The sequence below is a fragment of the Dactylosporangium sp. NPDC000555 genome, assembly GCF_040300025.1.
Lineage (GTDB): Bacteria > Actinomycetota > Actinomycetes > Mycobacteriales > Micromonosporaceae > Dactylosporangium.
Genome location: NZ_JBEPDB010000003.1, coordinates 76931 through 101034 on the forward strand (window position 1 = coordinate 76931; position 24104 = coordinate 101034).

Sequence of the window (24104 nt, forward strand, 5' to 3'; positions counted from 1 at the left end):
CCGCACGAGAATATCTGAGTATTCACGTTTTGCGACCGGTCAAACCGTGGTTCGAGACAGTTGAGTGAGCCACACCCCGCCGTTTCCGATGACATGATATTCGCGCGCGGGAGCAATGACGAGCGGGCCGGGTCTCCAGGTCATCCCCGCCTGGGTCGTTACCGGCCGGTCTGGCACGATCGTTGCGTGCCCGCAACCCCGTCGCCCGCCGAGGACTTCGGCGTCTGGCCCCCGGCCTCCGAGCCGGCCTCCCGTCGCCGCCGCCGGGACGAGGCCGGACGCGATACCGGCCGCCGAGACCAGCCCGGACGGGATGCCGACCGCCGCGACCGCGCCCCGCGCAACGACGGCCGGGAGACCGACGGGCACCACCCCGAACATCACCCCGACGGCGACCCCGACCCCGGTGACGTCGCCGACACCGGCGACAGCCCGGAGAAGCCCGCCCCGATCCCCCCGCTGCCCCCGGTTCGCCGCCTCGTCTCGCTCGGCGTGGCGGGCTTCGCCGCGCTCGTGACGATCGCGCTCATCGTCGGCGCGCAGACCCGCCACGAGTCGTACGCCGTGGTGGTCTTCGGCGTCCAGGCCCTCTTCGTCGGCGTCTGGACGATCGCGAGCCGCCCGCCCGCGCCGAGGGTCGTCGGCATCGTCGGCATCGCGGTGGCGATCGGCACCGACGTCGCCGCCGTGCTGAACCGGCCGGCGTCGCTGGCCCCGCTCGCGTACGTGACCGCCGCCGGCTTCATCATCGGCGTCGTCGGCCAGCTCACCCGCCCGGCGGGCCGCCAGCGGGTCACCGAGTCGCTCGGCTCCTCGCTGGTGGTGACGCTGGGTGTCGTTTCCTTCGCCAGCCTGGTGGTGCTCGGGCGCATCCCGCACGGCACCCAGGCGATCGTCGCCTGCCTGGCCGCGGCCGGCATAGCGCTGTTCATCGCCCGCTTCAGCGATGCGATCGCCGCCTTGCCGCGAATCGCGCCCCAGGTCCCGCGCGGCGGCGCCGGCGTCGTGCTGGGCACGATGGTCGGCACGGCCGCAGCCGGCGCCATCGGCAACTACCTGGACGGCCTCAGCCCCCTGCCGAGCGCTCTGGCGGGCCTGGCAACCGCGATCGTCGCGGTCATGGTCGACCTGTCGGTCGGCTATGCCGAGGCGAGCCGCATCATCGACGGCGACGAGCCGGCCCTGTGGCTGGCGAGGCACATCCAGGGCCCGATCGGCGCGATCGCCTTCGCCGCCCCGGCGGCGTACGTGGCCAGCAGCCTGCTCCTGCTCTGACGCCGATCCACCCGGGGCGTGATCCGGGATAAATGTGGCGAAACGGTAAAGACGGTTGGCAAGGGTCGTGGATTCGCGCCAATAGTTGGTGCCGGAGCGTCAGAGTTGGCGCGGTACGAAATCCTCGTGCTTGGGTACGACGGCTGGAAGCGAAACCGGAGGGAGCGCCGTGGCGGCGAGACGACGAGGGGCCAAGATCGGCATCGTGCTGATCATCATGGCGCTCATCCTGATCGGCGTGTTCGTGGTCGTCGATCGGATCGCGGCCGGCGCGGCCGAGAGTCGTATCGCCCAGGAGACGCGCACCCAGCTCGCGGCCAAGGACATCAAGTACGAGGGCGACCCGCAGGTGTCCGTCACCGGGTTTCCGTTCCTGACGCAGGTGGCGGCGGGCGAGTACAAGAAGATCACCATCAAGCTCAGCAAGCCGCAGCTGAACAACATCAAGCTCGACACGCTGACGGTCGAGGCCCGGTCGGTCAAGGCCAACGCGCAGGAACTGCTCAGCGGCAAGGGCGACGTCGTGGCCAGTGAGGTGGTCGGCAACGCGTCGATGGGCTGGGACGACGTGCGGCCGCTGCTGGAGGTCGCGGGGCTGCCGCCCTCGGCCGACCCGTCGCAGGTCGACCTGCGGGTGGTCGACAACAAGATCGAGATGCGGGTCCCGGTCACGATCCAGGGGGTCGGGTTCAACATCGTCGCCAAGGGCAGCATGGTCGTGGAGACCGGGAAGGTGCGCCTGAAGCTGGAGTCGGTCAGCACCGACCAGGGCAGCCTGCCGCCGCAGGTCAACAACTTCATCAAGCAGTACCAGAACCGGCTGCAGATCAACCTGAGGCTGCCCGGCCTGCCGTACAACCTGGTGGTGAACTCCGTCGACACCACCGACACCGGACTGCAGGTCAAGGCGTCCGCGGCGGACGTCAAGCTCACCGGACAGTGACCCAGCGGACGCTGCGCGGGCACGCTCGGCGATGCTACGCTGCCAAACCATGAGCATGCTGCTCACCCGACGGCGCGCGGTCGACCTGTGCCGCGTGGCCACCTGCCTGTGTTGCCGCACCTGATGGTGCGGCCCTGCAGCGTGCTCTGAATACGGCTCGAGGCAGCGGCGCCCCAGACCGGTGGGTCTGGCCGGCGAGTCTCCGTCGCAGGCATTCACAGACTCATCACCGAAACCGTGATCCGTCCCCCTCGGGTCGCGCGCGGCTTCCTACCCGTGTGGCGACTCGAACCCACCCATCATTCCTGGGAGAGAGAACACCCATGAGTCGCGAATCCGCCCTGGTCACGGCCGACTGGGCCGAGGAGAACATCGAGACGCCCGGCGTCGTGTTCGTCGAGGTCGACGAGGACACCACCGCCTACGACGGCGGCCACATCCCCGGCGCCGTCAAGATCAACTGGAAGACCGAGCTGCAGGACGCGGTGCGCCGGGACTTCGTCAACAAGGCGCAGTTCGAGGCGCTGCTGTCCAGCAAGGGCATCGGCAACGACGACCACGTCATCCTGTACGGCGGCAACAACAACTGGTTCGCCGCCTACGCGTACTGGTACTTCAAGCTCTACGGCCACGGCGACGTGAAGCTGCTCGACGGCGGCCGCAAGAAGTGGGAGCTCGACGCCCGCCCGCTGAACAAGGAGGAGGTCGAGCGCCCGGCCACCACCTACGTCGCCGCCCACGACCAGGATCTGTCGATCCGCGCCTTCCGCGACGACGTGATCAAGGCCATCGGCTCGTACAACCTCGTCGACGTGCGCTCGCCCGACGAGTTCGCCGGCCGCCTCCTCGCCCCGGCCCACCTCCCGCAGGAGCAGGCCCAGCGCGCCGGTCACATCCCGACGGCGGTGTCCGTGCCGTGGAGCAAGACCGCCAACGAGGACGGCACGTTCAAGTCGGACGACGACCTGCGCGAGCTCTACGCCGCGGCCGGCCTCGACGACGCCAAGCCGACGATCGCCTACTGCCGCATCGGCGAGCGCTCGTCGCACTCCTGGTTCGTGCTCCAGGAGATCCTCGGCCACAGCGACGTGCGCAACTACGACGGTTCGTGGACCGAGTACGGCTCGCTGGTCGGCGTGCCCGTGGCGCTGGGCGACGAGCCCGGCAGCGTTGACGGCCAGGCCTGAGAGAAGGGGTACCGACGATGAGTACTGCTGACAGCTGCGCCGCGCCCGACCAGAGCGCCCCGCTCCCGGCGAGCGTCGACGTCGAGAAGGAAACCGTCATCACCGGCGTGGTCAGCTCCGGCGAGGGCCCGGTGGCCGGCGCGTACGTGCGCCTGCTCGACTCGACCGGCGAGTTCACCGCCGAGGTGGTCACCTCGCCGGCCGGACAGTTCCGGTTCTTCGCCGCGCCGGGCAACTGGACGCTGCGCGCCCTGTCCCGCGCCGGCAATGGCAACACGACCCTCGCCGCGGACCGCGGCATCAACGAGGTCGCCCTCTCCGTCGCCTAGCCCGCGCGAATCGCCCTGCGCCGCAGGATTTTTCGCGCGAACAGCTCCACACGCAAAACGTGACGCCGCTCGTCGGGCCCAACCCCGGCGGGCGGCGTCGCGCTTTCCGGCTGGGAGGATGGCGGCGTGAAGCGTCGCTGGATAGTCGCCGCAGTCGTCGCGTGGGCCGTGGCCGTGGCCGGGTTGGCGCTGTACTCGCACTTCCACGGCCGGCCCACCGCCCGCGAGCAGACCACGATCGCCGAGGCGCTGCCGACCGTGGACGGCGCGCTCGGCCGGATCTACTCGGCGCTCGACCCGGCGTCGTCGGTGGCGGTGATCGGCGGTTACCGGCGCACGGAGATGAGCTGTCAGGTGACCACGGCGCGTAAGGGCACCCGGTTTGCCCGGGATCTCACGGTATACGTCAAGAAGTCCGCCGAGGGCGCCACCATCGACCGCGTCAGGGCAGCCCTGCCCGCGCAGTACAAGGCGTCCGTCGTCCACAACGCCGGCACCGACCTGCTCAGCGCCGACGCGGGCAACTTCGTGGCCGTGCGCGGCAGCGTGCCCGAGCCCGGCCAGCTGCGGTTCACCGCGGACACCGGCTGCCGGGTCCAGGACGCGCCGGTCACGGAGGCGACGCCGCCGGCGCAGGACGCCGGCCGCGCGCCGGTGCAGGCGGTGCTCGACACGCTCGGCAAGCCGGCCTCGGAGTGGCGCGCGCACCAGCTCGCCTGCCCGGCGGGCGGCACGCTGCGGACGGTGGAGGCCGTCACCGCGGGCGACGGCTCCGCGGCCAGGGCGACGGTTCCGGCGTCCGCGGTGGTGCTGGACGAGCCGAAGGTGTACGCCTACCGCGCGGGCACGGCCGACATCGCCCTGCGCACGGAGCACGCCTCGCTCGTCGTCAGCTCCACGGCGGGTTGTTAGCTCTTGCCACCGCGGACCCGGCAAGGAGGGCCGCCAGGCCCGACTGTTGTCTCGCGGGAGGAACGGTCCGCAGGTGACGCGGACCCGAGTCCCCTGCTGTATTGGTTTGTCTAATAAACCAGGGCTTGGGCGTCGTCCTGGAGCGCCTCCTCGACGAACGCCGCGGCGCCCGCGATCCGGATGCCCGGGATGACGTCGTCCGCCCCGATGCCACGGCGCGCGGCGCACTGGGTGCAGACGGTGACCTTGCCGCCGGCCAGGATCGCCTCGATCAGGTCCTGCAGTGGTGCGGCGTGCGCGAGCTCGAACTCGGCGGCGCGGCCCGGCAGCGCGAACCAGGCCGACTCGCCGGTGAGCCAGAGTGAGGTCGCCACGCCGCCCGCGACGGCCGTCGCGGCCACGGTGAAGGCCTGGGAGCAGCGCTCCGGGGCATCGGATCCGGCGGTTGCCTTGACGACGAGAGTACGTGCCATGTCTCGCAGCATAGGATTCCGGTAATGGTAACTGAGATCGGGTTCGTGAGCCTGCTGGTCGCCGGCATGGGTGCGCTGGCCGGCGGCCTGATCTATCTCGCGGTTCGGGTGTCGAGGGGGCGTTGGTGACTGACGTGCAGCCGCCGCCGTGGGCGGGGCTCGCCCAGGTCGGTGAGTATCCGTATGAGGAGACTCACGATCTTCGCAAGGGGCCGGACCTGCATCCGGCGCTGCTGGGGCTGCTGCCGCTGGTCGGCGTGTGGCGCGGGCGCGGGCAGGGCGACTATCCCACGATCGAGGGCTTCCACTACGGGCAGGAGGTCCGGTTCAGCCACGACGGGCGGCCGTTCCTGTTCTACGAGTCGCGGTCATGGATCATCGACGCCGACGCCAACCCCATCCGCCCGGCGCAGCGCGAGGTCGGCTGGTGGCGCCCGGTGATCGTGGACGGCAAGGCGACCGACGAGCTCGAGATCCTGCTGTCCGCGCCGAACGGGATCGTGGAGCTGTACTCCGGCCAGGCGCGCGGCGCGACCCAGTGGCAGATGGCCACGGACGGCATCGGCCGCACGGCGACGGCCAAGGAGGTGCGCGGCGGCCAGCGGCTCTACGGCATCGTCGAGGGCGCGCTGCTGTACACGTTCGACCTCGCGGCGGTCGGCCAGCCGCTGCAGGTACACCTCTCGGCGCGACTGGAGCGTGCGGCGGGCTAGATTTAACGACGTGGACCTCGCGGAGATGCTCCGGTCGCGCGGGCTGCGGCTTACCGCGCCGCGCCAGCTCGTGCTGGAAGCCGTCTATCGGCTGCGACACGCCACCCCGGACCAGATCCACGCCGAGGTGGCCGAGCGGGCCGCCGGGATCAACATCACCACCGTGTATCGCACGCTCGAGCTCCTCGAGGAGCTCGAGCTGATCACGCACGCGCATCTGTCGCACGGCGCGCCGACGTACCATGCGGTCGACGAGCACCAGCACGCCCACCTGGTGTGCCGGGGCTGCGGCTCGGTGCAGGAGCTGCCGTCGCCGGTCCTGGACGGCCTCGCCGGCGAGCTGCTGGACGGCCGCGGGTTCCGGCTGGACATCGGGCACGTCGCGCTGTTCGGCCTCTGCGGCGAATGCGGTGCTACCCGAGGAGAGTCATGCTGAGCGCCGTACCCGTCGCCGCCCTCGACCCGAACGACCCCGACGCCGGCGCCGTGGCCCACTACGGCGACCCGGCCCGGGAGCAGCGCATCCTGGACACCGCCGCCGGCCTGGTCGACCGCTCGCACCGGCGCGTGCTGGCCGTTCCCGGCGCCGACCGGCTGACCTGGCTGCACAGCCTCACGACGCAGCACCTCACCGGCCTCGCCCCGATGACCGGCTCCGAACTGCTGGTGCTCTCGCCACACGGCCACGTCGAGCATCACGCGGTGCTCACCGACGACGGCGCCACCACCTGGCTGGACACCGCCGACGCGCCCGGGCTGCTCACGTTCCTGGAGCGCATGCGGTTCCTGATGCGCGTCGAGCCGGCCGAGGTCACCGCCGACTGGGCGCTGCTGTCGATCGTCGGCCCCGAAACCGACGAGGCCCTCATCACGCTCGGCGTCGGCCCGCTGCTCCCACCCGACCTGCTCGCCGTGCCCGACGCCAAGTTCGCGGCCGGCTCGGTCCCGTCGCGCCCCACGGCCGTGTATTCGGCCGCGCCGCTGCCCGTCGGCGGGTGGGTGCGCCGCATGACGTACGGCGCGGACCTGCTGGTCCCCCGCCAGGCCCTGCCCGAGGTGATCGGGTCCTCGGGGCTGCCGCGGGCCGGCATCTGGGCCTTCGAGGCGCTGCGCGTGGCCGCACGCCGCCCGCGGGCGGGGTTCGAGACCGACCACAAAACGCTGCCGGCCGAGGTGGGTTGGACGGCCCCGGCGGTACACCTGGAGAAGGGCTGCTACCGGGGCCAGGAGACGATCGCGCGGGTGCACCACCTGGGCCGCCCGCCGCGCAAGCTCGTGCTGCTCCACCTCGACGGCATCGCCACCGACGAACTCCCGGCGCGCCACACCCCGGTGACGCTGGAGGGTGGCGACCGCCCGGTCGGCTTCGTGGGGACCGCGGTGCGCCATCATGAGCTGGGAATGATCGCCCTGGCGGTCGTGAAGCAGAACCTCACCCCGGACTCGGCCCTGCGCGTGGGCCCGTCGACGGCCGCCATCGACCCCGGCCTGTAGCCGGTTGGTTTCCGCCGATAAGTCGGGCGCTCCGCGCCACGACTTATCGGATTTTTCGCCTGTCGGGGTATAAAGGGTGACCATCATTGGCTGGTGCATGCGCTCGGCGGCCGCGGTGCGCGGGATTTCCGTGATCACGGAGTGAAAGCGCTGCGCTTTTGTGCATTTTGACTCCGCGATCACGGAAAACTCCGCCGGCAAGCCACCAGGGGCCAACCCGCGGGCATGGCAGGATCGGTGAAGTGATGACGACGACGTTGATCACGGTGGCTCCGACCGGCGCCGAATCGCGCAAATCGGACGCGCCCGCGCTTCCCGTGACGCTTGACGAGTTGGTGGCGGCCGGCCGGGACTGCGAGGCGGTGGGGGCGAGCGTGATCCACGTCCACCTCCGGGACGACGCCGCGGAGCCCACGCTCGACCTCGGGCGGCTCAGGGAGGCGGTCGCCGCACTGCGTGCCGAGACCGGGCTGATCGTGCAGCTGTCGACCGGGGGCGCGGTCACCGACCCCGAGGCCGACCGGCTCCGCGTGCTCGACGCCCAGCCTGACATGGCGTCCTGCACCATGGGCACGGTCAACTTCGGCGACGACGTCTTCCTCAACCGGTGGGGCTTCATCGTCGACCTGCACACGCGCATGCAGGATCGGGGCATCGTCCCCGAGTACGAGATCTTCGACCTCGGCCAGATCGCCGCCCTGCGCCGCCTGCTCGACAAGCACGGGCTGCCCGCCGGCGGGCACGTCCACGTCGACCTCGTCATGGGCGTGCCGGGCGGCATGCCGGGCACCGTCGCGGCCCTCGCCGCCTGCGAGGCCGCGCTGCGCGACCTGCCCGAGGGGACCACCTTCTCCGCGACCGGGATCGGGCGCTCCTCGCTGCCGGTCCTGCTCGCCTCGCTCGCCGCCGGCGGGCACCTGCGCGTCGGCATGGAGGACACCGTGACGTACGCCAAGGGGCAGCCCGTCGAGAGCAACGCCCAGCTCGTCGCGCGGGCCAGCGGGTTCGCCCGGCTCGCCCAGCGCCCGCCGATGAGCACCGGCGACGCCCGCGCCATGCTGGGGATCGGCAGCGTCTGACCCGCAGGTAGGTGCCACCGGGGTCGACGGCTGGGGCTCGGCGTCGCGATGCCCGGGCGGGTGGAGTTCCGGTTTTGGGGGGCAGACGCGAGGCTGGCATGGTTCGCTCAGTGTGGTGACTGGGTTCACGCTAGCTCCCGCTAGCATTTTGCTTGCTGGAGTTAGCAGCCCGCGCTACCGTCGGTAAGTGTGAAAGAAGAGCCGCGCGATCTGGGTGGGTTCATTCGTGACCTGCGCCGCAACGCGCGCATCTCGCTCCGTCAGCTCGCCGAGCAGGCGGGGGTGAGCAACCCGTACCTGAGCCAGATCGAGCGTGGCCTGCGCAAACCAAGTGCGGAGGTGCTGGCCCAGCTCGCGAGCGCACTGCGGGTCTCGACCCCGCTGATGTACCTGCGAGCCGGGCTGCTCGAGCGCGAGGGGCACGACGTGCTCGCCGCGATCGCCGCCGACGGTGACCTCACCGTCGCGCAGAAGCAATCGCTCACCCAGATCTACGAAACGTTCCGCCGGGAAAACGCGCGGAACTCTATGGATCACGAGGACGCCGCCGAGGCCACCTCGCGGCCCGAACCGGAGCAGCCGACACGTTCCCACGAGGAGTCGCAGTGACCGCGAAGACCACCACGAAGAGCACCACCCGGAAGATCCCGACGCCGTTGTATGCCGCGGCAGGCGCCGGCGACCTGGCGTACGAGCAGCTGCGCAAACTGCCCGGGCAGGTCGCCCACCTGCGCGCCCGCGTCGAGGAGCTGCGCCCGGCCGTGGCCGGTGCCGTGTCGGAGGGCAACCTCCGGGACGACCTCGACCGGCTGCGCGGGATGGCGCGGCGCAACGCCTCCAGCTTCCTGGCCAGCGCGCAGGCCGGCGCCCAGGTCGCGCAGGACCGAGCCATAGCCGTGTATTCCGACCTGGTCGCCCGCGGCGAGAAGGTCGTCAGCACCGCCCGGGGCGCCGAGGCGAAGATCGAGCTGGAGCCGGGCCGCAAGGCGGTGACCGCCGAGGTCACCACGACCGAGGGGCCGGCCGCGTCGCGCACCCCGGCCAAGAAGACGGCGGCGAAGAAGGCCGCGCCGAAGGCCGACACCAAGAAGTAATGGTGTTTCTTGGGAGCCCTCCGGCACCGTCGCGCACGGGCCGGGGGGCTTCGGCATAAGCTCGGTGCATGGTGAGTGCCGTCCCGATCTTCTACATTCAGGCCGAGACCTATATTTCGATCAGCGTATGGATCTTCTGCCTGGTGCTCGGCGCTGCGGCCTTCCTGCACTGCGTCGTGCAGCGCACCGACGCGTTCCCGGCGATCGGCACGATGTCCAAGTCCATCTGGCTGGCGCTGATCGGCGGTGGCGAGCTGCTCACCGCTATCTCGCCCAATCTCGGGCTCGGCTTTCTGGGCATCTTCTCGCTCATCGCGACCGGGATCTTCGCCGTGTATCTGCTCGACATCCGCCCCGCGCTGCGCGACGCGGTCGACGGCCACGGCTCCTGGTGAGCTGATGGACTTCCGCTGGCCGCCCCCGCCGGACGGGCGCCCCGATCGGTTCCGCCCGCCCGTGACCCGGGGGCCCCAGACCGGCCGGCCAACCCTTCCCGCGCCCCCGACCGAGCTGGTCGCCACCCCGCACGGCGTCGAGTTGGAGCAGCTCGTCACCGGCGAGGGCACTCCGGTGACCGTGTTCGCCCACGGCCTCGGTAGCGGGATCGCCGAGACCCGGCCGCTGGGCAGCGCCGTGCACGGCCGCAAGGTTTTCTTCCAGTTCCGCGGGCACGGGCAGTCCGCGGCGCCCGGGGGCATGTGGACCTATCCGGACCTCGCCCGAGATCTCCGCGCGATCGCCGATCTCTCCGGCGCGACCCGGGCGTTCGGCGTCAGCATGGGCGCCGGGGCACTCACCCGGCTGCTGGCGGACAACCCCGGCCGCTTCGAGCGGGCGGTGTTCTTCCTGCCCGCCGTGCTCGACGCCCCGCGCCCGGCCGCCGCCCACGAGCGGCTCACCGCGCTGCTGGCGGCGATCGAGGCGGGCGATGCGGCGGCGGTGGCCGACGTGATCTCGCAGGAGATCCCGGCGCAGCTGCGCAACACGCCGCCGGTCTGGGCGTTCCTGCGCCAGCGGCTCGACCAGCTCATGCGCGACGGGCTCGCGGCCGGCCTGGCCGGTCTGCCCGAACAGGCGGCGATCGAGGACCGCGCCGAGCTGGCCGACGTCACCGCCGACTGTCTGGTGATCGGCTGCCGGGGCGACGACCTGCATCCGGCCGCGGTCGCCGAGCAGCTCGCGGCGGCGCTGCCACGGGCGCGGCTGCACGTGTACGACCGGCCCGGCATCCTCTGGACGCAGCGCGCCGACCTGCGCACGCGGATCTCGGCGTTCCTCAACAACTGATCTGCGGCGAGGACGGTCGGCCGGGGCGTGTCGCCCGGACCCGGCCGCTTCACCGGCGAACGGCTCGCCGGTAGTGACCGAATGGATGACCCTCTGACGCGTATCAGAACGAGGGTTGACGGGTTCTGTATTGCATGACCATTTCGCGACGCTGGGCGGGCCCGACCCGCCGCATATAGCCGGATTCATGGGTGTCACACATCATCGGGCCGGTCACCGCCACGTCCGGGTCCGGCTCACCTGATCGCCCGCGTGGCGGCCAGACCACGACGCGTCTGGATGCATCCGGGCAGTCCGTATCTGCCCGCGGGCCTCAGTCGGCGGTGACGACCACCGCCTCGGGTGCGGGTTGCCGGCGGTGCTCGACCAGGTGACGGATGCCCGTGTTCAGCACGGCCACCAGCGGCACCGCGACCAGCGCCCCGATGATGCCGGCCAGCACCACCCCCGTCGCGATCGCGACGATGACGGCCAGCGGGTGGACCGAGACGGCACGGCCCATGATGAGCGGCTGCAGCACGTGGCCCTCCAGCTGTTGCACCGCGATCACGCCGATGAGCACGACGAGCGCGGTGATCGGCCCATCGTCCACGAGGGCCACCAGGACCGCCACGGCGCCGGAGACCGTGGCGCCGACGATCGGGACGAAGGCGCCCAGGAACACGAGGGTGCCCAGGGGAAACCAGAAGTCGACGTCCAGGAAGAACAGCAGCATGCCGATGCCCACGGCGTCGATGAACGCCACCAGGACCGTGGCGCGGACGTAGGCCACCAGGGTCCGCCAGCCGGCCTCGCCGGCGCGGCGGATCGGCTCGCGGGCGGGGGTGGGCAGGACACCGGTCAAGAAGTGCCAGATCCGCTTGCCGTCGCGCATGAAGAAGAACGTGACGAAGAGGATCAGCAGCATCAGGGCGATGAACTCCACGGTCGCGGTGGCCGTGTTGACCGCGCTGTTGGTGAGGCTGCCCCGGTTGTCGTTGAGCCAGGTGGTGGCGGCGACGAAGGTGGCGTCCAGTTGACGGCCGCTGAGGTGCAGCGGGCCCGTGGTGAGCCAGTCCTGGATCTGTCGTACGCCGATGGACGCCTTGTCGGACAGGGTCGGGAACCCCGCCACGAACTCGCTGACGACCAGCGTCAGCACACCCGCCACGGCGGCCAGGCCGGCGATCAGCACCACGAATGCGGCCAGCGACGGGGGCAGCTTCACCCGCCGGCGCAGAACACCCATCACGGGCGCGAGCAGGGCCGAGAGGAGCAGCGAGATGCTCAGCGGGATGAGCACGGTCTTGAGCCGGCCGACCAGCCACAGCAGCACCGCGGCCGCGGCGATGAGGACCAGCAGGCGCCAGGACCAGGCGGCGGCGATGCGCAGGCCATACGGCACCTCGGCGTCGTCCCGGCTGGTCGTCGTGGCATGGCTGAGCTCCTGCTCCAACTCGGCCAGCGGCTCCGGCCGGGAAACTTCGACCAACGCCGCGGCCTCGCGCTCGGCCCTGGCCGTCTCCACTCTCTGGATATAGGCGCGGCGCAGACTCGCCCGCACCGTGTCGAACCGGCCCATGTATCGCCTCCTTGACGCGCTCAGCCACCCGACCAGGACCCTCACCGTAGTCCGGGGCGCGCGACGTTGGCACGCACCAAGGCGGTAGCGTCGCAAGCGTGACAGCACAACCCGCCGCCGGTTACCAGGTGTCAACCGACACGCCATTTGCCGCCCGACCGGACGACGCACTGCCGATCCGGCTCCTGCACGACCGCGTCCTCGTCCGGCTCGAGGGCCACGAGGGCGAACGCCGCCACGTCTCCGGCATCGTCATCCCGGCGACGGCGTCGGTCGGACGCCGGCTGTCATGGGCGACCGCGGTCGGTGTCGGGCCCAACGTGCGCTCCATCGTCGCCGGCGACCGGGTGCTGTTCGATCCCGAGGAGCGCTCCGAGGTGGAGTTGCAGGGCCGTGACTACGTGCTGCTGCGCGAGCGCGACGTGCACGCGGTCGCGGCCCAGCGGGTCGAGCCCGACTCGACGGGCCTCTATCTGTAGTACGGCGGGCCGGCGTACGCCGGGGGCGGGGGTGGCGGCGCGGCCAGCGAGACCGGCACGGGCACGACGGGAGTCGGCGGGGGATCGAGCACGCGCACCACGCCGTCGGGGAACGTGATGTGGTAGCGCGCCCCGTCCCACACCGCCCGCGGCGACTGCGGATCCCGCCCGACGAACACCTGTCGATACGCGTCCAGCGCGGTCAGCAACTGCCGCTCCTCGGCCAGCGTCTCCATCCGCCGCTTCGGCTCCTTGTCCAGGCCGCGGTGCAGCCCGTCGCGTAGCAGCGCCAGTCGTGTCGCGTCGAACTGGAACGCCCGCATCGCCTTCGCGCCGGCGTCGCCGGCCACTCGCTTCGCCCAGCGGCGGGCGGAGAGCCTGCGGCCGAGGGTGGCGAGCGCGGCGACCTCCGGCGGGGAGAACCAGCCGGCCCGCGCGTATTCGCCCAGCACCCGCTCGGTGAGCCGGCCCTCGTTGGCGCGCAGCCAGAGCGCGAAGCCGACCATGCACAGGAAGATCGGCATCATCACCGCGAAGTAGCCGTACAGCAGGACCCAGGCGTTGGTCGAGGTGGCTGCGAGGACCGTCATGAGGTTCCACGATCCGTGCAACATCATCGCGGTCAGCAGGCCGGCCAGCGGCGCCAGGAACCGCACCGCCTTGGTCGACGAGCGCGACGCGACGCCCAGCCCGATGCCGGTCATCGAGGTGAACAGCGGGTGCGCGAACCCGCTCATCAGGATGCGGACGATGAAGATCCCGACCAGCGCGGCCGCGCCCGAGGCCGGACCGGACTTGTCGGCGTACTCGCCGTATCCCTTGAAGCCGAGGTACAGGATGTTCTCCACCATCGCGAAGCCTGTCGCCGACAGGCCGCAGTAGACGAGGCCGTCGATGATGCCGGAGTACGCGCGCCGGCGGCGCCAGAAGAGCAGCACCGGGCCGAGGGCCTTCATGCTCTCCTCGATCAGCGGCGCGACCAGGACGGCGACCAGGGCGTCGGACAGGCCGGCCCGCTCGACGAAGTAGCCGCTGATGGTGTTGACCGCCAGCGCCACGCCGGTGGCCACGCAGGCGCCCCAGCCGAAGACGAAGACGAGGTACTTCACGGGCTCCGGCTCGTAGCGGTCCAGCCAGAGGAAGCAGAACACGAGGACCGGGACCGGGATGACGGCGGATCCGACGCCGACGAGCAGCGCCGTCCAGCCGCCGCTGACGCCGAGGAACGCGAGCAGGGCCACGCCACACGCGGCGATGAACCCCATGACACCGATGAGCGTCAACAGCCGGCGCCGGTCGGAGCGCTTGGCGGGCGGCGCGGCGGCCAGGGCGAGGGCGGCGGTCGGATACTCCTGCCGTCCGGTGCTCGGCTCGGCCGACTCGATCACGTTCGGCACCGCGATGCCGGGCAGCGCCGACGGCCACGGCGAGGGACCGGCCGGCCCGGCATGCGTCATCGGCCCGCCGGGCGGCGCGGCGCCGGTCGGCCCGGGCCCCGGAAACGGCGACCCCTGGAGTCGGCCGGGGTCCTGGTGCGACCCGGCCGGCGCCTGCGGCGCGACCGGCTGGCCCGGGGACGGCGGGGAGAGCGAAAACGGCGACGACGGCGAACTCCAGGGGCTCGGCTCCGGCCCGGTGTCCGCGGACTCCCACGGCGCGGGGCCCGACGTCGGCGCCGGCGGCGGCGACTGCCCCCACTGTCCGGCGCTCGGCACCGGCGAGAAGCCGCCGCCCGCCGCCGGGGGCGCGCTGTCCGGCGCCGCCCAGGCGCCGGCGCCCGAGGCCGGGGTCGCACCGCTCTCCGGGGACGGCGGCCCGGAGGGGGCCGAGTCCGGCGTCCCACTCGGCGGGAGTTCGCTCATGACGCAACCTTATCTGCGGTACGGTCTGGTCAGGTCATGAGTGCCAGCGCACAAGCCCCGGCTTGCTGGCCGGCAACCCTCGCGTTCGCGGCGGGGTGCCCCGGGTGATGACCCGGTTCGGCACGCGGTGTGCCGGGCAAGCGCGAGCGAAATGGGTGACCCGTGTCCAAGTTGCTGTCCCCTGCGATCCTGTCGCCGAGCGAGGTCAAGCTGCGCGACGGGCGATCCGTCGACTTCGCCAACCTCGACATCGCCGCCACCGCGCCGTGCCTGCGGGCCGTCGCGGACGCGGTCGCCGACCTGCTGCCCTACTACGGCAGCGTGCACCGCGGGGCGGGCGCGCTGTCGGAGCGCTGCACCCGGGAGTACGAGCAGGCCCGGGAGACCGTCGCGGACCTCCTCGGCCACGGCCCGGACGACACCGTGATCTTCACGCGCAACACCACGGACGCGTTCAACCTGCTGGCGCGGGTGCTGCCGGAGGACACGACGGTCGTCACGTTCGACGGCGAGCACCACGCCAACCTGCTGCCCTGGCGCCGCACCGTGCGCCTCGCCGCGCCAAGGTCGCCCGAGGAGGCGGTCGAGGCGCTGGAGCGATCGCTGCGCCACGTCGAAGGTCCGAACGTGCTCGTGAGCGTGACGGCGGCGAGCAACGTGACCGGCGAGGTCTGGCCGGTCGCGCGGCTCGCGGAGGTCGCGCACCGCTTCGGCGCGCGCATCGCGGTCGACGCGGCGCAGCTCGCCCCGCACGCCCCGGGGCGCCTGGCCGGGCTCGGCGCCGACTACGTGGCGTTCTCGGGCCACAAGCTCTACGCGCCGTTCGGGGCGGGCGTGCTCGCCGGCCGGGCGGACTGGCTCGACGCGGCGGAGCCGTATCTGGCCGGCGGCGGGGCGAGCGCCCACGTGGCCGACGACGGCGCGGTGCGCTGGGCGACCGGCCCGGCCCGGCACGAGGCCGGCACCCCGAACCTCATCGGCGCGGTCGCGCTCGCGACGGCGGTGCGGTCGTTGCGGGAGACCGACCCGCAGCAGCGGGAAGACGCCCTGCTGCGACGGCTCCGCGACGGCCTCGCGCGGCTGCCGCACGTCGAGGAGCTGCGGCTCTTCCCGGCCGACGCCGAGCGGGTCGGGATCGTGTCGTTCGCGGTCCTCGGGGCCGACCCGGGCGAACTCGCCGTCACGCTCGGTCGCGATCACGGCATCGGCGTCAGGACGGGGCTGTTCTGTGCCCACCCGCTCACCCGCCGCCTCCTGAGCGAGGCCGCCGACCGGCTCGGCGCCGAGCAGCCGCCCGCCCAGGCGATCCGGGCCAGCTTCGGCATCGGTACCACCGAGGAGCACATCGACCGGCTACTGGCCGCCCTGCAGTAGGTCACCCAGCGTCGCGACCCGGTCGAGGACGACGGACGGGGTCAGGTCGGCGGCGGTCAGCTCGCCGGCCTCGACCTCGTCCCAGGCCAGCGGCGCGCTGACGGTCGGGGTCTCGCCGGCCCGCAGCGAGTAGGGCACGACCGTGGTCTTGAACGCGTTGTTCTGACTCCAGTCGATGAACACCTTGCCCGGCCGCAGCTGCTTGGCCATCTTCGCCACGATCAGCCGTGGGTGCCGGCCGGCCAGCTCCTCGGCGACCGCCTTCGCGTAGCCGCTGACCTCGTTCGCGCCCTCGTCTCCGGGCAGCGGCACGACCAGCTGCATGCCCTTCTTGCCGGACGTCTTCGCCGCGCACTCGAGCCCGTCGGCGGCCAGCCGCTCGCGCATGAGCAGGGCGACCTCGAAGCACTGGGGCAGGCCGGCCGGCGGCCCCGGATCGAGGTCGACGACGAGCTGGTCGGGGTCGAGCGCCCGGCCGTCCTCGTCCACCCGCCACTGCGGGGTGTGCAGCTCCAGCGCGGCCAGGTTGGCGAGCCAGACGACGGTCGCCAGCTCCTCGACCACGATGAAGTCGATCTTCTCGCGGTTTCTGGAGGAGCCGGGCACCGGCAACCGCACCGTACGCACCCAGTCCGGGGTGCCGGCCGGGGCGTTCTTCTCGAAGAAGCTGATGCCGTCGACGCCGTCGGGATAACGGGTGCGGGTGAGCGGGCGCCCGTCGAGATACGGCAGCAGCGTCGGCGCGATGCGCGTGTAGTAGTCGAGAACCTCGCCCTTGGTGAAGCCGGCCCTCGGGTAGAGGACCTTGTCGAGGTTGGAGATCTCCAGCTGGCGCCCGGCGACCTCGACCCGCAGGCGGTCAGGCATCGCGCACCTCCTCGGGTGACAGGTCGGGGCGGATCCGCAGGAAGCGCGGGAAGCGCAGCCGCCCGTCGCGTGTGCGGTGCCCGAACTTGACCTCGACCACGAGGTGCGGGTCGACCCATACGGCGCCGCGGGCGTCCTCCCGCGGTACCGATGCGCCGAAGGGGTTTGTGCTCGTCTCCAACGGGCCGAGCGCGGCCAGCAGCGCCCGCTCCGCCGCGCCGGAGATGCCGCCGCCGACCCGGCCCCGGTAGGCGAGGCCGCCCGGCGCGGGGACGCCGACCAGCAGCGCGCCCAGCGCGCGCTTGCCCGGCCGCCAGCCGCCGACCACGAACTCGCAGCTCTCCTCGAGCTTCACCTTGATCCAGTCGGTGGTGCGGACACCTGCGTGGTACAGCGAGTCGGCCCGCTTCGCCACCACGCCCTCGAGCCGGTTCTCCCGGCTGGCGGCCACGGTCGCCGCGCCGTCGTCGAACGACGGGGGTATGACCGCGCGGGCGCCCAGCGCGAGGCTCTCCAGGCGTTGCCGGCGGATGCGGTACGGCAGGCCGGTCAGCTCCTCCCCCTCGGCGCGCAGAGCGTCGAAAACCAGGTAGCTGACCGGAACGGTGGCGGCGAGCCGGGCCGCGCGGTGCGGCTCGCGCACGTGCATGCGCTCGGCGAGCACCTGGAACGACGGCTGCCCGGCCTCGTCCATCGCCACGACCTCGCCGTCGAGCACCGAGTCGGCCAGGCCGCGACCGATGCCCGCGAGCTCGGGATAGGCGGCCGTCACCTCGGCCCCGCTACGGGCGAAGAGCCTGGTGGCACCCTCGCGGACGACCGCGATCGCGCGGATGCCGTCCCACTTGAACTCATACGCCCAGCCGGGCCCGGAGGGCAGCGGGCCGCTCGAGGCGAGCATCGGTGCCGGCGGGCCTGCCATGCCCACACGATAGTTCGCCTGGCGGTTCCTCGCGTCCGGCTCGAAACGATGCGATTCTGGTTGGGCAAGGTCCATCACATGCGGAAAGGATCTCCATGCGCGCGATCTGGAAGGGCGCGGTCTCCTTCGGGCTGGTCTCGATCGCCGTGCGCCTGTACTCCGCGACCGAGGAGAAGGACATCCGCTTTCACCAGGTGCACCGCGACGACGGCGGGCGGATCAAGTACAAGCGGGTCTGCTCCGTCGACGGCGAAGAGGTCGCCTACGACGACATCGCCAAGGGCTACGACCTGGGCGGCGGCGAGATGGTGATCCTCACCGACGATGACTTCAGCGACCTGCCACTGACCACCAGCCGGGCCATCGAGGTGCTGGAATTCGTGCCCGCCGAGCAGGTGGACCCGATCCTCTACAACAAGGCGTACTTCCTCGAACCCGAGAAGACGGCCGCGAAGCCCTACGCCCTGCTGCGTGACGCCCTCACCAACACCGAACGGGTCGCGATCGTGAAGGTCGCCCTGCGCCAGCGCGAGCAGCTGGCCACCCTCCGCGTGCGCGACGACGTGCTGGTCCTCAACACCATGCTGTGGCCCGACGAGGTCCGCGCCGCGAAGTTCGACATCCTCGACGAGGATGTCACGGCCCGCCCCGCGGAGCTCGCGATGGCCGGCTCCCTCATCGAGTCGATGGCCGCCGACTTCGACCCGTCCTCCTACACCGACAACTACCGCGAGGCCCTGCAGGAGGTCATCGACGCGAAGGTGGCCGGCCGCGAGGTCGTCCAGCCGGAGGAGGCCGAGGAGGCCCCGGCGGCGGCGGTCGACCTGATGGCCGCGCTGCGCGCGTCGGTGGAGCGGGCGCGGGCGGCGCGGGGCGAGGAGCCCGCCGCGCCGGCGGAGGTGGAGGAGCGGCAGCCGAGCTCGATCAAGAAGACGACCGCGAAGAAGGCCGCCCCGACTAAGAAGACGACGCCGGCCAAGAAGGCCGCAACAGCGAAGAAAACTGCTACGAAGAAATCAGCCTGAGGCCGGAGTCTCGAACTCGGGCGGTCTGGTCCAGTACGGCAGCCGGCGCCACAGGCGCAGCGGCCCAAACTTCCGCGAGGTCGTGACCGCGATGCCACGCTGGCGCAAGGGCGTCACGTCGAACGAGCCCGAGCCCTTGAATAGGCTGACCTCGTAGAGGTTGGGCAGGGTCGCGAGCAGCCGGAGGTTGGCGTCGTCAATTTGGCCGATGCCGCCCAGATCGAGAAACTCGAGATCGGTGTACTCCACGATCTCCGGGCCGAGCACCGCATCAGTGTTGCGCAGGGAAAGCGTCCGCAACCTCCGCGGCAGTGTCTTGAGGACCCGCCGATCGACGAACTGCACGTCCTCCAGCACCAGGTGCAGGACGTTCGGCACGACCCGCCCAATATCGGCCACGTCGACCGGCCCCTGGAACCACGAGACACCCAGGGTCGTCACGCTGGGCAGGGCGACCCCGTCGCGTCCGAGAAACTCGTTCGACGCACGGGCGAGGCTCAGCCGCTCGAGGCGCTCCAGCCTACCAAGCGACCGCAGTTCGCTGCGCGGCGACACTGCGGTTCGAAGCTCCCGGATCCCGGTACAGCGCGCGACGAAGTCCAGGTCCTTCGGGGCCTCCGGCGTGCGGACGTCCAGGGAACGCAGATTGCAGAGCAGGTACGCGAAGGGCACCGCCGCGGGATCGTCGAGCACCAGGTGGCCACCGTGCAGCGGTGAGTTCCGCAACACCTGGGCCGCGTACTCCTCGCGGTCGAACCGATGCCAGGCCAGCAACAGCTCGTCCACCACGGTCGCGCGGCGGTCGGCGCCCCACTGCCCGATCAGCTGCATGGCCTCCGGCCCACCGATTTCCGCCGCGGTGCGAATCGTGGCCACGACCTCGCCGATCAGGGTTGGCTGGACCCTCCGGAGCGGATCGAGGACGGAGGGGCCAGCCGCCGCCAGCGCCAGACCCACACGGACCGTCTTCGGAGGCAGAATCTCCGTGGCGAGCTGCTCGACGGCCTCCCGGACGTCGACGGCGAGCTCCGGCGCCGTCTCCAGGCACAGGAACGCCAGCAGCACCATCTGCTCGCGGTGGTCCCGCTCTTCCTCGGCACGGGCCAGCAGCCCGCGCATGATCTTCTCCCGATCGCGAGAGCTCGCGTTGCCCACCGCCATGATCACGACCTCGCGCCACTGGTCGAGATGGGCGCTGGCGAGCAGCAGGCCGAGATCGCCGCTGGATAGCACGCCAAGCGCAGCCAGATGCTCCTGAAACGTGAGGTGAACGAAGTCGACGCGCCCGACCACCGGCTCGCGGAGAAGGCCACTGCGTTCAAGCAGATACGCGTAGATCTGCTCAGCAGTCCCACGGATCTGCACCATCGTCAGCAGCTTGCGCTGAAGCGCCTCGACCACCTCGCCGCGCTCAGCGTCGGAGCGGCCGTTGCGCACCAGCCAGTACGCGATGTCCTGCAGGAACTGGGTCTTATCGGTGCGGGACATCGCCAGTGCCGACACCACGCTGCGCTCGTTGTCGCGCCGCTGCAGAAGCATGTCCAGGGCGACGTTGTAGAGCTCCACCCGGTTTTCCGGCAGCTGACCCTTACGGTCGCGATGCAGCGCACAGATCAGCGCGCACAACAGCGGAGACTCGGCCAGCAGCCGCAGATGCCGCCGCTCCGGTATGGTGCGGCGCAACCGGTCAGCGAGCTCGTCCAGCCGCAGCCGCTCGTCCCGGTCGGGGATCCCGGCGCCGACTGCGGCGTGCCAGTAACGCACGAAGGCGTCGACGTCCGCCGACGACATCGGCCGCAGGTCATACGGTACGAACCCCTGCTTTTCCAGCCAGTCGGGTGGGGCCGCGCCGGGCCGTGACGTGATGACGAACCGCGCCTCCGGGAATATCGCCACGAGGTCGCCGAGCCAGCGCCGGGCCTCGTCGCGCTGCCCGTCGGGCAGCTCGTCAACGCCGTCGACAAGCACGACGGCCGCGCCGTGTCGCAACAGGTCGTGCACCCAGCTGGCTGGCATCTCGTCGGCGATGTGGCGGCCGACATGCCCCAGGAACCGCTCCGGCAACGGCAGTTCCTTGTCAACGTACCGGCGTAGCGGGATGAACAGTGGCACCAGACCCGCCAGCTCAGGGAGTTCGCGCAGTGCTGCCCGGACCGCGACCCACTGCAGCAACGTCGTCTTCCCGCCGCCCGCCTCACCGCGCACGAAGATCCGCGGCCAGTTAGCAAGTGCACGCTCGATCGACACCGGCGATCCCTCCGCCGCGTCCGGCCCGGTCTCGGAGGCGGCCATGCTCAAACTGATGTATGCGACGCTCAACGGGTAACGGCGCGTGGCGACGTCGGCGCCGAACAGCTCCACCTCGTCGAGCACGTTGACGACCTGACGGCGGTAGTCGGTCTCGAAGTCCTCGGCTCGCCGTTCGCCTCGCTGCGGCAGGCGTCGCAGGACGTCCTCGAGCGCCGCGGCGATTTCGCTCTCCCGGCGCAGCACCTCGACGAGGGCGTTCGGGCCGAAGGCCGGCAGCGCGATGATGACCTGCACGATGTACTCGCAACAGTCGCGCAGCACCATATCGTACAGTGCAGCGCCGTCCGCAGACAGTCCGGCGCGGCGCTCGGCATCGGGGCTGAAGCCGCGCAGGTGCCGGTCGACGTAGGCGGCGTTGAGGTCCTTCGCGAACAGATCATCGTTGTCGAGCGGGGCGCGCTCCACAGTGGAGCGCACGGCCTCGAGCACGGAGAGCCGCTCGTTCTTGGGCAGCCGCCGGAATTCGCGCTCCACATAGACCTGCACGCGCTCGGCGACCGTATCAGCGAGATCGTCGAACGTCCGCTCGACCTTCTTGCGCTGCAGCAGCCCGGTCGCCCGACCGGCCAGCGCATCGATGGCACTGGCAGCGACTTCGGCGGCGAGGGCCCGGTCGCCCAGCCACAGCTTCGCCGCACTCTTGACCACGGCTGCGCCGATCCCGACGATCGCGACCTCGATACCGGACAACGCCACGGACCTCCGAGCAGAAGGCGGAGGCCTCACCGTACCGATCCAGCGCCACTATGTCCCGTGAGTGAAGTAGACGGTCGCCGATTCGTGGTCCAGGAGCAGGCCATCGCCGATGGGCTGCCAGTGCGGGTCGGCCGGGGCGAAGGGGCGGAGGTCCGCGGGGATGTCCGGGGCCGACGCCGGGGACTGCGTGGCCGCAGACAGCGCCGCGGCGCGGTCCGCGGTGATCACCGCGAAGCCGTTCATCTCGTAGTCCATCGGGCCGATCTCCGGGCAGCTGCGGGCGCGCGCCTCGTGTTCCTGCCAGTGAACGGACCGGATCGGTTTGAGCTCGGGGTACATCTGCTCGATCCGGACCGTCGCCGTGAGCACGGCGGTCTTCGTCGGGCGTGCGGGGTCGGCGCAGCCGATGAGCCCCGGCACCCAGTCCCGCAGTGCCAGGGCCACGCCGCACGCCGCGATCACGCAGGCCGACAGGGCCGCGGTGATCAGAAGGGCGATCTTCGCCGGTCTTGTGACCCGTCGCATCACCCGTTGATCTGTACCACCTCCAGGCTCCCGCCCGCATAGTCGGCCCGGACGCGCTTCTTGTCGAACTTGCCGACGCTGGTCTTCGGGACCGCCTCGATGAACGACCAGCGCTCCGGCAGCTGCCAGCGGGCCACCTTCGCGGACAGGAACTCGCGCAGGACGGCGGCGTCGGCGGCGGCACCCTCGCGGAGGACCACGGTGGCCAGCGGGCGCTCGCCCCACTTCTCGTCCGGTACGCCGACCACGCAGGCCTCGAGCACGGCGGGGTGGGCCATCAGCGCGTTCTCGAGGTCGACCGAGCTGATCCACTCGCCGCCGGACTTGATGACGTCCTTGGCGCGGTCGGTGAGGGTGAGGTACCCGTCGGGCGTGAGGGTGCCGACGTCGCCGGTGCGCAGCCAGCCGTTGTCGAACTTGTCCGGGTCGGGGCCGTCCTCGCCGATGTACTGCGCGGTGATCCACGGGCCGCGCACCTGCAACTCGCCGACCGCCTCGCCGTCGTTGGGCATGACCTCGCCGGTCGGGCCGACAATGCGCCCCTCGACGCCGGCCGGCAGGCGGCCCTGCGTGTAGCGGTACGCCCAGTGCTGCGGCCCTTCCAGCCCCTGCGGCGCGCGGGCGACCGAGCCGAGCGGGGACATCTCGGTCATGCCCCAGGCGTGGATGACCTGGATGCCGTGCCGCTCGTCGTACGCGTGCATGAGCGCCGGCGGACAGGCCGACCCGCCGATGACGACCTCCTTGAGCGAGGACGTGTCGGTCGGGTTGGCGTCGAGGTACGCCAGCAGATCCGTGAAGATCGTGGGCACCGCGCCGGCGAAGGTCGGGCGCTCGGCGGCGATCATCCGGGCGAGCGGTGCGGCCTGCAGGAACCGGTCCGGCATCACCAGCGACGCGCCGCTCATGAGCGCGGCGTAGGGCAGGCCCCAGGCCATGGCGTGGAACATCGGGACGATGCATAGGTCGCGGACCTGCGGACCGAGGCCGAAGCTCTCCGCCATGCACACCTCCATCGAGTGGAGGTAGATCGAGCGGTGGGAGTAGGCGACGCCCTTGGGGTTTCCGGTCGTACCGCTGGTGTAGCACAGCGCCGCGGCGTCGTCCTCGTCGAGCTCGGGCCAGTCGAACGTGTCCGGCTTGCCCCGCACGAGTTCCTCCCAGCGGTGTACCTCGACGCCGTCCTTGCGCAGCTTCGCGGTGACACTCTGCCAATCTTCCTGGCCCGCTACCACCACGATGTGCCGGACCGTGCTCAGGTGCGGCAGCACACCCGCGAGCAGCGGAATCAGCGTCGAGTCGACGATGACGACCCGGTCCTCGGCGTGGTTGGCGATGTAGATCAGCTGCTCGGGGAACAGCCGGAGGTTGAGCGTGTGCAGCACGGCGCCCATGCTCGGCACCGCGAGGTACGCCACCAGGTGCTCGGCGTTGTTCCACATCAGCGTGCCGACCCGCTCGTCGCCGGTGACCCCGAGCTCGCGCAGGCCGTGGGCGAGCCGCGCGGCCTGCCGGCCGACCTCGGCGTAGGTGGTGTGGCGGGCGCCCTCACCGGCCCAGGTCGCGACCTCGGAATCACCGTGGACGGTGCTGCCGTGCTGAAGAATGCGGGAGATCAGGAGGGGGGTTTTCATCATCGTGCTGCGCATGAAGTGCACGCTAATGTGTGCTGCGCCACATTGGAACCCCAGTGTTAC

Annotated in this window: 25 protein-coding genes, 1 pseudogene and 1 riboswitch; of the genes and pseudogenes, 18 read left to right on the top strand and 8 right to left on the bottom strand. The window is 71.3% G+C overall.

Annotated elements, in window-relative coordinates:
- Window positions 1-186: 186 nt before the first annotated feature.
- The 6 genes from ABT297_RS03725 to ABT297_RS03750 all read left to right on the top strand — a co-directional run bounded on the left by ABT297_RS03725 (window position 187) and on the right by ABT297_RS03750 (window position 4646).
- A complete protein-coding gene (locus ABT297_RS03725) occupies window positions 187-1275 on the top strand; it encodes a hypothetical protein (RefSeq protein ID WP_350544278.1) in 1089 nt (362 codons plus the stop codon).
- 169 nt (window positions 1276-1444) lie between these two features.
- Window positions 1445-2218, top strand: a complete 774-nt coding sequence (locus tag ABT297_RS03730) for an LmeA family phospholipid-binding protein (RefSeq protein WP_350544280.1) — start codon at window positions 1445-1447, stop codon at window positions 2216-2218.
- Window positions 2219-2267: 49 nt separating this feature from the next.
- A complete protein-coding gene (locus ABT297_RS03735) occupies window positions 2268-2342 on the top strand; it encodes an Ms5788A family Cys-rich leader peptide (RefSeq protein ID WP_350544643.1) in 75 nt (24 codons plus the stop codon).
- Between the two features lie 199 nt (window positions 2343-2541).
- Window positions 2542-3405: a sulfurtransferase gene (locus tag ABT297_RS03740; protein ID WP_350544282.1), complete on the top strand. Its 864-nt coding sequence runs from the start codon at window positions 2542-2544 to the stop codon at window positions 3403-3405.
- Between the two features lie 17 nt (window positions 3406-3422).
- Window positions 3423-3734, top strand: coding sequence for a DUF1416 domain-containing protein (locus ABT297_RS03745; RefSeq protein WP_350544284.1), 312 nt, complete (start codon window positions 3423-3425; stop codon window positions 3732-3734).
- Window positions 3735-3860: 126 nt separating this feature from the next.
- Window positions 3861-4646: a hypothetical protein gene (locus ABT297_RS03750; protein ID WP_350544286.1), complete on the top strand. Its 786-nt coding sequence runs from the start codon at window positions 3861-3863 to the stop codon at window positions 4644-4646.
- A 110-nt stretch (window positions 4647-4756) separates the two neighbouring features.
- Here ABT297_RS03750 and ABT297_RS03755 read toward each other — a convergent pair whose 3' ends face one another.
- Window positions 4757-5131 carry a DsrE family protein gene (locus tag ABT297_RS03755; protein ID WP_350544288.1) on the bottom strand — a complete coding sequence of 125 codons (375 nt, stop codon included), beginning with the start codon at window positions 5129-5131 and terminating at the stop codon, window positions 4757-4759.
- 12 nt (window positions 5132-5143) lie between these two features.
- Between ABT297_RS03755 and mtfM the strand changes: the two genes are divergently transcribed.
- From mtfM to ABT297_RS03800, 8 genes and pseudogenes are all read left to right on the top strand, one after another.
- A complete protein-coding gene (gene mtfM / locus ABT297_RS03760; protein WP_033363477.1) occupies window positions 5144-5248 on the top strand; it encodes a small membrane protein MtfM in 105 nt (34 codons plus the stop codon).
- The gene (locus ABT297_RS03765) at window positions 5245-5832 is read left to right on the top strand and encodes a heme-binding beta-barrel domain-containing protein (RefSeq protein ID WP_350544290.1); all 588 of its coding nucleotides are present in this window, start codon (window positions 5245-5247) and stop codon (window positions 5830-5832) included. The genes mtfM and ABT297_RS03765 overlap by 4 nt, the downstream gene beginning before the upstream one ends.
- 25 nt (window positions 5833-5857) lie before the next feature.
- Window positions 5858-6268, top strand: coding sequence for a Fur family transcriptional regulator (locus tag ABT297_RS03770; protein WP_350544646.1), 411 nt, complete (start codon window positions 5858-5860; stop codon window positions 6266-6268).
- A complete protein-coding gene (ygfZ, locus tag ABT297_RS03775; protein ID WP_350544292.1) occupies window positions 6262-7326 on the top strand; it encodes a CAF17-like 4Fe-4S cluster assembly/insertion protein YgfZ in 1065 nt (354 codons plus the stop codon). The genes ABT297_RS03770 and ygfZ overlap by 7 nt, the downstream gene beginning before the upstream one ends.
- 245 nt (window positions 7327-7571) lie before the next feature.
- Window positions 7572-8405, top strand: coding sequence for a beta-keto acid cleavage family enzyme (locus ABT297_RS03780; protein WP_350544294.1), 834 nt, complete (start codon window positions 7572-7574; stop codon window positions 8403-8405).
- Between the two features lie 189 nt (window positions 8406-8594).
- Window positions 8595-9094: pseudogene (locus ABT297_RS03785) on the top strand (helix-turn-helix domain-containing protein); the annotation flags it as partial.
- 473 nt (window positions 9095-9567) lie between these two features.
- On the top strand, window positions 9568-9894 hold the full coding sequence (locus ABT297_RS03795) for a DUF2516 family protein (protein WP_350544298.1): 327 nt from the start codon (window positions 9568-9570) through the stop codon (window positions 9892-9894).
- 1 nt (window position 9895) lies between these two features.
- Window positions 9896-10786, top strand: coding sequence for an alpha/beta fold hydrolase (locus tag ABT297_RS03800; protein WP_350544649.1), 891 nt, complete (start codon window positions 9896-9898; stop codon window positions 10784-10786).
- A gap of 313 nt (window positions 10787-11099) precedes the next feature.
- On the opposite strand, the gene ABT297_RS03805 is transcribed toward ABT297_RS03800, so the two are convergent.
- Entirely contained in the window at window positions 11100-12494 is a 1395-nt protein-coding gene (locus ABT297_RS03805; RefSeq protein WP_502885481.1) for an AI-2E family transporter, read from the bottom strand.
- On the opposite strand from ABT297_RS03805, the gene ABT297_RS03810 reads away from it, so the two are divergent.
- Window positions 12476-12826 (top strand): GroES family chaperonin, encoded by a 351-nt coding sequence (locus tag ABT297_RS03810; RefSeq protein WP_350544652.1) that lies wholly within the window; start codon window positions 12476-12478, stop codon window positions 12824-12826. The two genes, ABT297_RS03805 and ABT297_RS03810, sit on opposite strands and share 19 nt — an antisense overlap.
- On the opposite strand, the gene ABT297_RS03815 is transcribed toward ABT297_RS03810, so the two are convergent.
- Window positions 12817-14214 carry a PrsW family intramembrane metalloprotease gene (locus tag ABT297_RS03815; protein WP_502885482.1) on the bottom strand — a complete coding sequence of 466 codons (1398 nt, stop codon included), beginning with the start codon at window positions 14212-14214 and terminating at the stop codon, window positions 12817-12819. The two genes, ABT297_RS03810 and ABT297_RS03815, sit on opposite strands and share 10 nt — an antisense overlap.
- Here ABT297_RS03815 and ABT297_RS03820 point away from each other — a divergent pair.
- Window positions 14189-14728 carry a hypothetical protein gene (locus ABT297_RS03820; RefSeq protein WP_350544303.1) on the top strand — a complete coding sequence of 180 codons (540 nt, stop codon included), beginning with the start codon at window positions 14189-14191 and terminating at the stop codon, window positions 14726-14728. The two genes, ABT297_RS03815 and ABT297_RS03820, sit on opposite strands and share 26 nt — an antisense overlap.
- Window positions 14721-14837, top strand: a riboswitch (SAM riboswitch). (Overlaps the previous gene by 8 nt.)
- A gap of 13 nt (window positions 14838-14850) precedes the next feature.
- Entirely contained in the window at window positions 14851-16062 is a 1212-nt protein-coding gene (locus ABT297_RS03825) for an aminotransferase class V-fold PLP-dependent enzyme (RefSeq protein ID WP_502885483.1), read from the top strand.
- On the opposite strand, the gene ligD (ABT297_RS03830) is transcribed toward ABT297_RS03825, so the two are convergent.
- A complete protein-coding gene (gene ligD, locus ABT297_RS03830; protein ID WP_350544306.1) occupies window positions 16042-16929 on the bottom strand; it encodes a non-homologous end-joining DNA ligase in 888 nt (295 codons plus the stop codon). The two genes, ABT297_RS03825 and ligD (ABT297_RS03830), sit on opposite strands and share 21 nt — an antisense overlap.
- Window positions 16922-17851, bottom strand: a complete 930-nt coding sequence (ligD, locus tag ABT297_RS03835) for a non-homologous end-joining DNA ligase (RefSeq protein ID WP_350544308.1) — start codon at window positions 17849-17851, stop codon at window positions 16922-16924. The genes ligD (ABT297_RS03830) and ligD (ABT297_RS03835) overlap by 8 nt, the downstream gene beginning before the upstream one ends.
- Before the next feature lie 95 nt (window positions 17852-17946).
- Here ligD (ABT297_RS03835) and ku point away from each other — a divergent pair, with 95 nt between their 5' ends.
- The gene (ku, locus tag ABT297_RS03840) at window positions 17947-18876 is read left to right on the top strand and encodes a non-homologous end joining protein Ku (protein ID WP_350544310.1); all 930 of its coding nucleotides are present in this window, start codon (window positions 17947-17949) and stop codon (window positions 18874-18876) included.
- Here ku and ABT297_RS03845 read toward each other — a convergent pair.
- From ABT297_RS03845 to ABT297_RS03855, 3 genes are read right to left on the bottom strand one after another with little or no spacing between them, the layout of a single operon-like run.
- A complete protein-coding gene (locus ABT297_RS03845) occupies window positions 18868-21876 on the bottom strand; it encodes an NACHT domain-containing protein (RefSeq protein ID WP_350544313.1) in 3009 nt (1002 codons plus the stop codon). The two genes, ku and ABT297_RS03845, sit on opposite strands and share 9 nt — an antisense overlap.
- A 54-nt stretch (window positions 21877-21930) precedes the next feature.
- Window positions 21931-22407: a hypothetical protein gene (locus ABT297_RS03850; protein ID WP_350544315.1), complete on the bottom strand. Its 477-nt coding sequence runs from the start codon at window positions 22405-22407 to the stop codon at window positions 21931-21933.
- On the bottom strand, window positions 22407-24056 hold the full coding sequence (locus ABT297_RS03855) for a fatty acid--CoA ligase (RefSeq protein WP_350544318.1): 1650 nt from the start codon (window positions 24054-24056) through the stop codon (window positions 22407-22409). Before ABT297_RS03855 ends, ABT297_RS03850 begins: the two co-directional genes overlap by 1 nt.
- Window positions 24057-24104 lie beyond the last annotated feature (48 nt).